The sequence below is a fragment of the Sphaerospermopsis sp. LEGE 08334 genome, assembly GCF_015207205.1.
Lineage (GTDB): Bacteria > Cyanobacteriota > Cyanobacteriia > Cyanobacteriales > Nostocaceae > Sphaerospermopsis.
Map to the genome: position 1 here is coordinate 1 of NZ_JADEXH010000077.1, position 13,357 is coordinate 13,357.

The following is a 13,357-nucleotide window of genomic DNA, read 5'->3' on the forward strand; positions in this document are numbered from 1 at the left end:
ACCAGGATTATAGGATTAACAGGATTGTTTTTTTAATATTATCATTTTTGTCTGAATCAGGATGTCCAGGATTATAGGATTAACAGGATTGTTTTTTTAATATTATCATTTTTGTCTGAATCAGGATAACCAGGATTATAGGATTAACAGGATTGTTTTTTTAATATTATCATTTTTGTCTGAATCAGGATGTCCAGTATTTGAGGATTTTCAGGATTGTTTTCTATTTCTTCTTTTTGGTAATTCAAAATATGAAGGCATTTTTATTTAATTCAGTCTTATTCTCTCATTTTTTCCTGAATTTATTCTCTATGCCCTATGAATTTCTATTTAGTAGTCAAATGGGAATTAAAGTCTATATTTTTACTTTCTTTATTGCGTATTTATATTTAAGCCTCTATGCTGCTTATGATACTTGTATATGTACTACAAATTAAAGTGCGGAATGTGGGTTCTACTAGATATTGACGCGATCGCACCCGTACTATTTGACCTGGTATAATATTATTTATGTCAGTTACAGTATTATTCACCTCAACCAGCCCCCTAACTGAGTATTTGCAACCTAATCATAATCATAATCTGTTTCATATATCTCAACATCTGGTGAAACCCGAGTATCAGATAAATCTAAAACATCATCTGTCAGGCTGATAATTTCCCCCCTAAAAAATTCTGCCAGGCTTTTAGCTGCTTTTGCTACTTGTTCAGTATTCCAAGTTGATACAGGTGCTGGTGATACAGGTGCTGGTGATATGGGTGTTGGTGATATCGGTGTTGGTGATATCGGTGTTGGTGATATCGGTGCTGGTGATACAGGTGCTGGTGATATCGGTGCTGGAGTTGGTGGGGGTGCAGAATTATCTACTGAAGCTGTATTCGTAACTACAGGCTCAATTTTCGGTGTAGGTGGAGGTGGTGGTGCGGGTTGTGATGTAGGTTGAGGTTGATTATAAATAGGGGTTGTCGGTAGTTGCTGAACACTAGTAGAATCTTGTGGAGGCGAATTTCTTTTAGCTGTGGCAGAAGTAGATGAAGTTGCTTTTTCCAAACTTACTTGGATGTCACGTTGAAAAGTGTGGTGAAAAGCAGTTGTAATTATAGGTAAATAAGATTTAACTTTGTCATACCATTTAGGTTGTACAGCAACACGAGCTATGACATCATTTAACTCGATTAATTGGCACATTTGACCTAATAAAGTTCGTGGTGGTAACTGTTGGATGTTATTACGGACTTGATGCCAAATCTGATTTAAATCATACTCTGATCCCGCTACTACTTCCTGTGGGGGTGCTGTGGGTGTTGTCTCAGGTGCAGGAGGTGTATAAACAGGTTCTGCTGCTGGTGTTGATATCGTGTGAGGTGGTGAATTATGATAATTGGGTTGATTATAAGTTGGTGCTGGTGTAGATGCAGGAGTAGATACTGTGTTAGGTGCTGAATTTTGATTTGGTTGATGATAAGCTGGTGCAGGTGCAGAGACTGGAGAATGGTAATTTGGTTGAGTATAAGCCGGTGGTGGTGCAGATACAGCAGATGTATTTGCTGCTTGGGGTATACTAGGTGCTTGTACCTGAATATTTGCACTAGGTAATAAACCCAGTAATGTGACTTCTAACCACAAACGGGGTTGAGTAGTATTTTTGAGTTGTACTTCGGCTGTTCTTAAATGTTGCTGTCCCCGTAAAATTGTGGTTATATCTAACCTGTGGGCAAAGTTAACCAATAAATTCCAAGTTTGTTGAGTACAAGCAACTAAATCTTGTCGAGTTGGGGCGGTTTTGGCTATAAGTAAATCTCGATAAAAAGCGGCTAAATTTTGGAGAATAATTAAGGGTTCACGTCCTCGATCTAGGATTTTGCGGGTAGAATCTAATACTATTTCTGAGTTATCCTGAGCGATCGCCTCTAATAAAACTAGCAAATCTTTTTCACTCACTGAACCCACCAAGTCCCAAACCTGATCCGGTGATACTTCCCCTGGTAACAAAGCTAATTGATCTAATAAACTTTCTGCATCCCGCAACCCACCCTGTGAAAGTTGGGCTACCAATGTAATAGCATCTTGAGAAAGATTAATACTTTCGTTAGCAGCAATTTTACTTAAATGTCTAACCATTGCTTCTAACTGAATCCGCCGAAAATCAAACCTTTGACAGCGGGAAATAATTGTTGGTAATACTCGCTGGGGGTCAGTTGTCGCTAAAATAAAAACTACGTGCTTAGGTGGTTCTTCCAGAGTTTTAAGTAACGCATTAAACGCTGCGGTACTTAACATATGACATTCATCTATCACATAAACCTTATACCGACACTGCACCGGGGCAAACTGGGCTTTTTCTATTAATTCCCGGATATTATCAACACCAGTATTACTAGCAGCGTCAATTTCTATTACATCCAAAGAATAGCCTTTGGTAATGCCTTGACAAATATCGCACACTCCACAGGGTTCAGCAGTGGGATTGTTACTTTTAAGACAATTTAAAGACTTAGCCAAAATCCGGGCACTAGAAGTTTTCCCCGTACCTCTAGGACCAGTAAACAAATAGGCAGGGGCTATTTTTGCCGAATTAATGGCATTGGTGAGGGTTGTGGCGATCGCCTCTTGTCCCACCAGTTCAGCAAAACTCTTGGGGCGGTACTTATGGTGTAGGGGTTCGTAAGGCATAAAGAATAAGCAGTTAACAATGAGCAGTTAACAGTTAAAGTAAATATATGTAAATATCTATGGAGTATCACCACCAACCAGAATTTGGGGTTTCACTATTTTAACAACTGAAGACCATTTCCTCTGGCAAACAAGGGGACTGGTGACTGGGGACTGGTGACTGGGAAAAAAATTTTAGATTTTAGATTTTAGATTTTAGATTGGATTTGACAAAAATAATCCAAAATCCAAAATCCAAAATCCAAAATTAATAACTCCTGCCTCCTGCCTCCTTACATAGCACCTTGTTACCTAACATCGCTAGAATTTTAAGAGGCAACAATCAATGGTGCAGCAGATGCTCAAGCGGGTAATTCAGTGGCTCAAAAAATTGTTTCAGGGTTTGTTTGCTAGGAAACATAGTCCTAAACCAGTACAGCAGAATATTGATAAAACAACCGCACCACCGCTGAGTGATACGGATCTAGAATTTCTGTTTACAGAACTTTTAGCAGGAGTTCATCAAGCTAGAGGCCAGGCTTGGGTGCAAAACTGGTTACATAAAATTGAACATCGTGTCAGCACTCAACAATGGCTAGATTGGCTAAATCACTTTGGAGAGAGATTATTAGCATCTACTAAACCTCATAATGAATTAGCAGCACGGTTAGTACAGTTGGGTGAGTTGGAGGTTGGTGAAGTTGGCGACCTAGCATACAATATTGGTATGCAATTGCTGACACGCACCCAAGCAGAACCTATTTGGGAATATGATGGACCCGATGCTGTCAGTCCAACTGTCTCTGAGGAGAATTTTCCAGAGGAAGAATACCAAACTGTGACTTGGGATGAATTATTGGTGATTTTGCAGGAAAATGACATCTTACGCCAGCAAATTGTGCAAGATTTCGCTATTGAAAGTGATGACCCACAACAAATTATTCAGGCACTCATAAATAAATCTCAGACAATGGGTGAATCTGCTGCATCGGAAAAGTCAGATCAACCCATTCCCGAATGAATTGATGACAATATTAGGTAATTAAATGATTTTTTTGACACAAGGATAGCTACAATCTAGGAGAAAGAAAATCCAAGAATGTGGCAAATGCTCAGGTGGCTATTGCAGTGGCTTAACAACTTATTCAAGTACCCCTTTGGCAGTCGTCGAACTCATGAGTTCGACGGCGATGAGGTGTATATGGTAGAAAAGTCTCTACCAGAATTAACCAATGCGGATCTGGAAGTATTGTTTAATGAGTTGCTTGAAGGTGTACATCAAGCGCGGGGACAACAATGGGCGCTGAAGTATTTGCAGCGAATGGAACCCCGGATCACTGTTGAGCGTTGGATCGATTGGTTGCTGATATTTGGTGAAAAGTTGCTTTCTTCACCAGCACCAAATAGTAAGATCGCAACGCGAATGGTACAACTGGGTGAACTCAACATCGGCAAAGTTGGTGAACTGGCATCGGAAATTGGCATCCAGTTGTTAAGCCGTGAGTTCTTGTCCCAAAACTTACAGCAAAATCTACAAACAACTCCAGAACCCACAGCGGTGGCAGCCACACCACCAGCAGAACCATCTTTAGAAACTCCAGGACAAGGATTGCTGGGGGATTTGGGTGAGCAATTATGGCAGTATGAACAGAAGGAAACTGTAGATATTGCACCAGATATTGCACCAGTATCCATGAGTTTGCAGGATTCTTGGACAAGTAATCTACAACATTTGAGTGACCAAAATGCAGTAACAGAAATATCTGAAGCTGTGATTTATGAGTATGTAGGGGAAGAACAACCAGAGACGGTGGAAGAAGAAGTAGAGGAAGTTGTGGTCTCTACCTTGGCAGAAAATTGGGATCAGTCGTTGACTAATTTGCAGCCACAAGTAGCCCAAACTCTGGATGAGTTGGTGGTAAGGTTGGAACAAAGTACCAGTTTAGTTCAACAATTAGCTTCGGAATTAGCATTGCGTGATGCCTACGGTGGGCAAAGCCATCTTCTAGCAATAACTCAACGTCCGAGTTTTCAACTGACTGTGACTAACCAGGCTGAGGTTTTATTTTACCAAGGTTTACAACAAGCTAAGTCTGGTGATTTGTTGGGGGCTTTGGCTTTTTATAGTCAAGCAATTAAATTGCAACCAGAATCTTACGAGTATTGGTTTAATCAAGGGTTGACTTTGTTTCATTTACAAAGGTTTGAAGAAGCGATCGCTGCTTATGACCAAGCAATTAGTCTCAAATCTGATTTCTCTAAAGCTTGGTATAACCGGGGCGGAGTTTTGGGAGAGTTGGGTGATTTTGATGGGGCGATCGCTTCTTTTGATCAAGCTATAGAGTTGAAGTCTGAATACCAAGAAGCTTGGGCTAGTCGGGGTTTAGCCTTGCTTAAATTAGGGCTAATTTGGGAAGCTATTTCTAGTTATGATCAGGCTTTGAAATTACAACCCGAAGATCAGGAAACTTGGTATTACCGAGGAGTTGCTTTGGGGGTAGGTGAGCAGTTTGAAGAGGCGATCGCTTCTTATGACCAAGCTTTAGAAATTCAACCAGATTATCATGAAGTGTGGATTGACCGGGGTGTGGTCTTATTTAACCTCAAACGCTGGTCAGAAGCAATTGAATCCTGGGACGAAGCATTAGCTATTCAATCTGATTTTTACTTAGCTTGGTATAACCGGGGTATCGCCTTAGAAAACTTAGGCAGACGCGGAGAATCTATTGAATCTTATCAACAAGCCATCACCATTAAACCTGATTTTCACCTCGCCTGGTATAATCAAGCTGTAGCTTTGTTTTACTTGGGAAGACTTACAGAAGCTATTTCTTGCTATGACAGCGCCTTAGAAATCAAACTCGACTATTGGGAAGCTTGGCTTGGTCGCGCTTTAGCCGTGGGGAATGTGGTTAATAACAAAGCATCTCTGAGTTTACCCAGTAGCATAGCGAAATCTCATCCTACCCTCAATCAGCGAGGTTATGAGGGCAAAATAGCCACTTATGAAGAAGGTTTAAAACATCTCCGCCCTGATACCCACCCAGAAGGTTGGGGAAGATTGCATTTAGCAATGGGTAATACCCACTACGAACACGGCAAAAAACAACCTTCACCCCGCTATTATTGGCAACAAGCGTTAACTGAGTATCAACAAGCACTATTAACACTCACTTCTGAAGATTTTGCAGAATTGCATCTAGAAGTATTGCAAGCTTTAACCAAAGTGCTTGTTGCTTTAGGAGAAACAGAAACAGCACAGGAATTACAAAAACAAGGTCTAGATTTATTACAACAATTACTAAATCAAATCACCTGCTCGGAACAAAACAAAAAACAACTCGCTTTGAAATTTGCAGGTTTCATACAATTAGGAGTTGATTTAGCGGTAAATACAGGTGATTTAGTAGAAGCTTGGGAAATTGCTGAACATGGCAAAAATACCTGTTTAAAATTACAGCTTTCTGGTTGGAGTAATGAAATTTATTCCCCCAACTATCCAGGGATTCAACAACTACTCAATCCGCAAACTGCGGTTATTTACTGGCATCTTAGCCCGGTTGCTTTACACACCTTTATTATTAAATATGATGCCCCATCACCTCTACTTTTATTAACACCCATTCAAGATGTAGAAGTCATACCAGAAGCAGTAAAAAGGTTAGTAGAATTTGAAAATTGGCTAGAATTTTGGCAAAAAGAATATCAAGAATATTGTCAAAATCCCGACTTGGAAAATCCCCTGAATCATTCCTGGTGTGTGGATATGGAAGGCAGATTATTAAATTTGCGAAATATCCTCAATATTCCGACAATTCTACAAGAAATAGAAGGAATCACCCATCTAATTTTAATTCCTCATCGGGATTTACACAAATTACCTCTTCATGCTCTTTTTGCTGTTGAACAACCAGATGCACATTACACAATCAACTATTTACCCAGTGTCCAAATAGGATTAGAATTAAACACTGATGGGTTATCAAATTGGCAACTGCAAAAATTCCTGAGTGTGGAAAATATAGAACACACAAGTAATGATGAAATACAATTTGTTGACTTTGCAGCAGCAGTGGTGAGACAGATGTTTAATAATGCTCAACACATCCAGGGTTCACAAGCGACAAAAGATAATTTAGAAAATGCCCTAGCCGCAGATTATAACATCTTGCATTTTACTGGTCATGCGGTTAACAATTTAAGTGAAGTGGCAAAATCGGCTTTGGTTTTAGCAGATGAAGATAAACTGACTTTATCAGAAATTAGTCAACAGACTTTTAGTAATTACAATCTGTTTACATTCACAAATTCTGAAAATGTTAGTCATAATATTCAAAATATCAGTAGTGAATATGTGGGTTTAACAACTGGGTTATTAAATAGTGGTGTTCCTTATGTATTGAGTACACTTTGGAATGTGGAATCATCTGCTAATGCTTTAGTCATTATAGAGTTTTACAACAGATTACTTTTTCATCACTCTCCAGTTACTGCTTTAGCGGAAGCTACAACTTGGCTAAAAGAAATAACTGTTGCCGAACTGATCACATGGTATGAAAATTTATTCAATAATCTGCATTTAGAAGAGTTGAAATTGAGGGATTTTGTCACGATGCAAATTGATAAATATCGCCAATTATCACCTCAGAAACAGCCTTATAATCATCCTTACTATTGGGCGGGATTTATTTTGTCAGGTTGTGGTTGAATGGATATTCCAATTACACATCTGCACGAGAGATTTTCAATCATAGTAATGGCACATTTAAAAACTAAAGCAACCACTGGTAATTTACCAGAAAGAGAGCAATGGAAATGGATATTAATTCGCGGACTTTATGACAGAGGTTTAACAAAAGAAAAAATTGTTAAACTTTTTAAAATCATTGATAAAATGATGACAATTGACAATTGACAATTAACAATTAACAATTGACAATTATCAATTATCAATTGTCCTATCTCATATTTTGCTTTTTCTCAGCTTTCGGATCACGATTTGCTACAGCAGCTAATTCTGCATCCATTAAAGTTTTACCTGTTGCTGCAAGGTAAACATCATCTAAACTAGGACGAGATTGGGCAATACCAAAAATTGGTAAACCTGCATTATTTAACGCTTGTTGAATAGTAATTAAAGCGTCATTTCGGGGAGTAACTACCAAATTTAAGGAGTTACCTTGGGCAGAATTAATGATAATTTCTTGTACAAAAGGTAAAGATGACAGCAGATTTTTTGCTTTGTCTGCTTCTTCTTGGGGTGAAAATTCGCGGATGCGTAAAGTAATGCGATCGCCTCCTACTTGATCTTTTAATTGAGAAGGTGTACCAGTGGCAATTACCAAACCCCGATCTATAATTGCTACCCTATCAGCTAAAGCGTCAACTTCTTCTAAATAATGACTGGTGATGACAACTGTGGTCCCCGCAGCGCGTAATTTCCGCAAAAAGTCCCACACTACAAAACGGCTTTCTATATCTAATCCTACCGTTGGTTCATCTAATACTAAAACATCTGGGGAATGTAATAAACCAGCGGCCAAGTCTAGACGTTTGCGTAAACCACCGGAATAAGTGCCGGTTTTCTTATCTGCGTATTCCTGTAAACCGAGTAAATCTAATACAGTGTTAATGCGTTCTTTGATCACTTTACTGGGGAGGTGATAAAGTGCTGCTTGCAGTTGTAGCAGTTCTCTACCCGTTAGCACCTTATCTAAAGCCACCTCTTGCGCTACATATCCTAACTTTTGACGTGCTAGTTTAGGGTTATCTAACACCGAGATTCCCGAAACTTCGATTTTTCCAGAGTCGGGGGTGGTGAGGGTACACAAAGCGCGGAGAGTAGTGGTTTTCCCTGCACCGTTGGGACCGAGTAACCCGAATATTTCCCCTGGTTTCACCTCAAAGGAGACATCCTTAACAGCGACTACAGAACCGTAGCTTTTTTTTAGATTTTCGATTAAAACTGCTGAGGCCATGACAGCAATAAATCCTAACTATACATTTCGCAACAATCTATTTTCTATTGTACGAGTTAGGCGTTAGGTGTGATGAGTTCTGGGTTTCATTTTGAAAAACTTGTTTTTTTGGTATAAAGGGGTACAGTGTGTCAATCAGGATTTCCAGATTTTCAGAATGAACAGGATTTTGCAGAAAAAGCTGAGTTTTACCACAGGCTATCAGATAATGGTAGAGTACAGCCAACTTATGCAAATCGCTAGAAAAAAATAGATTTTTATGTTAAAATAATAAGCCCGTGACGAGGATTGAACTCGTGACCTCACCCTTACCAAAGTGAATTAGCCCAGAGAGAGGGTATTTTTATGGGTGGAAAATTTTGGTAAAAAGCTTTTAGTTTTTGGCATGAATTTGGTACTGATATATTCTTGTACTCACTTACACCCCTATAGGTGGTACAAGATATGCAATCACTTAACCATGGTAAACTCCAAAAAGCTTTGGAGCGTGCTAATCAAAAATTAGACATACTTAAAATAGAGGTAGATAAATCTCGATTACGCATAAGAGTGAGACGTAGGGATATTAACTTTACCAAATACACTCATGCTGCTACCTTAGACGGTTTAGATGCAACTGTAGCTATATGCAAAGAAATAGAAAGTGATTACTACAGAGGCAATTTTGATAGCACTTTAGTTAAATATGGTTTAGCAAAGATAACTACACCTAATTTAATAGAAGTAGTAGACATACATACACATACGCATACACACGACTTAACCCTAAAAGATATCTGGGAGAGTTATAAGGCGTTAAAACCCGATACTCCAAAAAGCACTATTAAAAACCGCTGGATACCTTTAGATAAATGGCTTAATGAATGCCCTATTGAATGTTTGCAATTAGCTAATGCAGATAAGTTATTAGCATGGTTAAGAAGTAAATACTCTGATGGATATATCCATACTCCATTATCGACTTTACGTACTGCCGTAAATTTGGCAATTAAATTAGGGAAAATAAAACTTACGATAAACCCGTTCAGTACATTACTTTCAATTTTAGAAATAGACTCAAGAAGCATTCAAATCTATTCTAAAAATGAAGTCAAGTTAATTTTAGAAGCATTTAAGGATGGTAGGTTTGATAAAGATAAAACGGCATATTCTAGCAAATATTATGCAGGATATGTAGAATTTAGGATTTTGACAGGATGTAGACCTAGTGAAGCAATAGCGTTAACCTGGGATGATATTAAACATAATAAAATTATCTTTAACAAACGCTATTCTAGTGGACAATTACTATCAGGTACTAAGAATGGTGTAGATGCAAGATTATTCCCTGTCAATGCACAAATGAATACATTTTTGAATGATTTACCAAAGATACCTAATGAACATAATTTAATGTTTCCATCTTATGAAGGGACATATATTGATCAGCACAATTTTCATAATAGGTATTGGCAACCAATAGTCAATAAGCTATACAGCCAAAAATTAATATCTAAGGAATTAACGTTTTATGATCTAAGGCATAGTTTCATTACTTGGATGTTAAGAGATGGAGTAGATATAAAAACAATTGCCTCTATTGTTGGTAATTCTCCTGAAACAATAATGAAGTATTATCTTGCAAGTAATGATGATATTGAATTACCGGAAATATAAATGCAATTTATAATGTGAGTGAAGATGCTATGGATAAAAAAGGAATTGAATTATGAATGAAAAATAATATTCATTGGATATCTTAAATCCTATAAGGAATCCTTACACAATTTGTGTAAGGATTTTTCTTTTTGGAGGGGTTTTAGAATCCTTGTACAAATCCTTCAAGGAATCCTTACACAAATCCTACAAGGATTAAAAAATGCCTCCTTATAGGATTTGTTCAACAATTTGTGCAACGATTCCTGCAAGGATTCAGTATTACCCTTTTTTACCAAAACCGTGAAATTTTCTTCACCTTAATTCCAGCCACTGAAAATCACTATAGTGAAAATCAATGGCTGGAATTTTTTGGATATCAATTACAGCTTTTTAGGAACATAAGGTAACCTAAGGTAACTCGGATAATATCTTAACATCGTCGTACAAATCCTTATAGGAATCGTACAAGAGAGTATGCGAAAAGGGATAATAGAGGTATATAAAATATTTTTATTGGGTGTGACAACACTGCATAATTAAAACTTATAACTCGCACAAGAGTTTTTGCTGCAAAAAGGATAATAGGATATATAAAATATCCCTATCAATTATGTCCGCCCAACATAATTAAAACTTATAGCATCCTTACACACTGCACCCGTTAAACACTGCTATTCCTTATATACTTTACGCTGCTAAAAATCATAATTCCTTACAGAAATAACGTATAAATGTACATTCATTTAAATTACAAAATCACAAAATCCTTATAGGAATAACCTTATTTAATTTACCCTTTAAATGCCCTGCAAGGCACGATACCCTATCAAATGAAGTAACGTATGGTAAAGTATGGTTTCGTGGGTTTCCTTATACAGCAATACTTTCAGCTATTGCTGATTTTGTAATACAAACAGATGTACTGTAGTATGCAAACATAACTAAGGATTATAGATATAAAAACTGTTTATTTCATTTACTTATCTTGCAGATATGTACATTAATTGACTTTATATATTTTTTTAAATTCGTGCATATCTTGTCTGGTAATAATTACGGATATCTGCAATTCAAAAAAAAATCACTCTATCACGCAATGTGGAGAAAATCGTGATAAAGTGATTAGTAATCAAACTAAAAAAGAATAAACAAACAGCCAAGATATTTCTGGTACTCCTATGTAGTAGGAACAACTGGACATATCATAGCTACCCGTTCCTTTATACGATATCACAGATGTTGTAAAAAATCACGGGCTTGATGTTTATTCTCCAAAAAAAAATAAGGAGACAAGCCATGAACTTTGCATTAAAAATGAGAACACCCAAGGCTGCTTATCGGAAATTAGCAGGTGAAACAGGTATCCCTGTTGAATGGCTTGAGCCTAATGTATATCGCAATGAAGATGATACAGCCTGGGTATTTGAATGTGATGGTGGTGAGAGACAGTTTAAATACGATAATCCTCCAAAGGATGAGAACGGGAAGGCATTAAAGTATTTGTCTGAAAAAGGTAGCGTAGCTGATATCAATATTCCCTTATGCCCTAACTTTGTCAGCTATGCACAGAAGATAGGGGACAAAATAAGCAAAGGCGAATTAAAAATAGAGGATACTTGGTTACTGATTACTGAAGGCGATAAAAAAGCAATCGTTGGTTGTATGCACGACTTATTGACAGTTTCAGTGCATGGCGTTACTAGAGCATTATCTAAAGGTGATAGAGATTTAGTGCCAGGGTTAAAAGACCTGATAGCAAACGGTGATCCAAGATATGAAGTCAAAAATGTATACATAGCTTATGACTCTGATTGTGCTATCAAACCGCAAGTGGCAATGGCAACGATTGAACTAGGATTAAAACTCAGAGATGAGTATGGATGTAATGTTAAAATTCCCGTGTGGGAGTACATGGAAGATCAGAAAGGTATGGATGATTATATCAGGAAACATGGCATAGAGGCATTTAAGGAAGTGCTGGAAAAAGCATATACCCTAGATGCTTATATCGAGAAATTTGATGATACCCAAAAAACTAAAAAGCAATCAATCAAGAAAAAAACGCACGCCCAAATAGTTGAGGAGCTGTCTAATTTTTACGGGAATCGTGTCAGATTAAACGAGATGACTAATGATGTAGAAAAAGATGGTAGAGAATACTATCTTGATAGTTCATTCATTCACATAAGCCAAGAGGCTAAGGTAGAACTCACCAAGACTTATGCTATTGATTACTTGGTAGAGGTTGCCAGAAATAACGCATACCATCCAGTAGTAGAGTATCTGAACTCTGTTAAGGATAAAGCGCAAAATTTAGATGCTGATACTGCATTATCCAAGATTCATAAAATGCTTAGTGAGATAACAGGTGTAACAGATAAATTGCATCTAACCTTTATCACTAAAACCTTAGTAGCTGCTGTAAATAGAGTACATAGACCCGGTTGTTTCTTTAAACGGGTATGTGTATTTTATGGGCAACAGGACGCGGGTAAGTCTAGTTTTTGGAGGGAATTGGCAGGGGATAAATTCTTTAATTCTTCCTATAAAGGTACAACCGATAAAGATGATTTAATGGCACTACATTCAGCATGGATTAACGAGATAGCTGAGTTCGATAAAGTGTACAGAAAAACAGATGTAGCTAACCTAAAGGCTGTAATTTCTGACCCGTTTGATAAGGTTAGATTACCTTATGGTCGTACTATTCAAACATTGCATAGACGATCAATCTTAGTAGCCTCAACAAACAAACAAGATATACTACTTGACCCTACTGGACATACCCGATTTTGGGTTGTAGTAATCCCTGGGAAAATTGATTTCAGATCCTTACTTGAGTACCGTGATTTAATTTGGGCTTGTGTGTACAACCTATTCAACTCTGGATATTCTTATGAACTGTCAGACGATGAACAGGTAGCGAGTGCTGCTAACAATGAAAGATTTACCAGTTTTGATCCGTTATTTGACGATGTAGAACACGCTTGTACTGTAGTGGGATGGAGTAAGGACGGTGAGGAGTATGTAACCTTGCGAGATTTATACAACTACCTCTACCCGGAATCATCTGGTAAGGCGCTTAAAC

General features: G+C 37.7%; 8 protein-coding genes. 5 read left to right on the forward strand and 3 right to left on the reverse strand.

Annotation, left to right across the window (positions count from 1 at the left end; genetic code table 11):
• Nucleotides 1-389 precede the first annotated feature (389 nt).
• Together IQ237_RS25050 and IQ237_RS25055 are read right to left on the reverse strand one after the other, a co-directional pair.
• Nucleotides 390-533, reverse strand: a complete 144-nt coding sequence (locus tag IQ237_RS25050) for a hypothetical protein (protein ID WP_194059965.1) — start codon at nucleotides 531-533, stop codon at nucleotides 390-392.
• 32 nt (nucleotides 534-565) lie between these two features.
• Nucleotides 566-2,674, reverse strand: a complete 2,109-nt coding sequence (locus tag IQ237_RS25055) for a DNA polymerase III subunit gamma/tau (protein ID WP_194059966.1) — start codon at nucleotides 2,672-2,674, stop codon at nucleotides 566-568.
• Between the two features lie 325 nt (nucleotides 2,675-2,999).
• Between IQ237_RS25055 and IQ237_RS25060 the strand changes: the two genes are divergently transcribed.
• From IQ237_RS25060 to IQ237_RS25070, 3 genes are all read left to right on the forward strand, one after another.
• Nucleotides 3,000-3,674 carry a hypothetical protein gene (locus IQ237_RS25060; protein ID WP_194059967.1) on the forward strand — a complete coding sequence of 225 codons (675 nt, stop codon included), beginning with the start codon at nucleotides 3,000-3,002 and terminating at the stop codon, nucleotides 3,672-3,674.
• Nucleotides 3,675-3,752: 78 nt separating this feature from the next.
• The gene (locus IQ237_RS25065) at nucleotides 3,753-7,361 is read left to right on the forward strand and encodes a tetratricopeptide repeat protein (RefSeq protein WP_194059968.1); all 3,609 of its coding nucleotides are present in this window, start codon (nucleotides 3,753-3,755) and stop codon (nucleotides 7,359-7,361) included.
• A gap of 48 nt (nucleotides 7,362-7,409) precedes the next feature.
• Entirely contained in the window at nucleotides 7,410-7,568 is a 159-nt protein-coding gene (locus IQ237_RS25070) for a hypothetical protein (protein WP_228020704.1), read from the forward strand.
• A 43-nt stretch (nucleotides 7,569-7,611) separates the two neighbouring features.
• Here IQ237_RS25070 and IQ237_RS25075 read toward each other — a convergent pair whose 3' ends face one another.
• Nucleotides 7,612-8,631, reverse strand: a complete 1,020-nt coding sequence (locus IQ237_RS25075) for an ABC transporter ATP-binding protein (protein WP_194059969.1) — start codon at nucleotides 8,629-8,631, stop codon at nucleotides 7,612-7,614.
• A 444-nt stretch (nucleotides 8,632-9,075) separates the two neighbouring features.
• Between IQ237_RS25075 and IQ237_RS25080 the strand changes: the two genes are divergently transcribed.
• Nucleotides 9,076-10,287 carry a site-specific integrase gene (locus IQ237_RS25080; protein ID WP_194059970.1) on the forward strand — a complete coding sequence of 404 codons (1,212 nt, stop codon included), beginning with the start codon at nucleotides 9,076-9,078 and terminating at the stop codon, nucleotides 10,285-10,287.
• A 1,278-nt stretch (nucleotides 10,288-11,565) separates the two neighbouring features.
• A partial coding sequence (locus tag IQ237_RS25085; RefSeq protein ID WP_194059971.1) for a VapE domain-containing protein occupies nucleotides 11,566-13,357 on the forward strand: 1,792 nt, incomplete at its 3' end.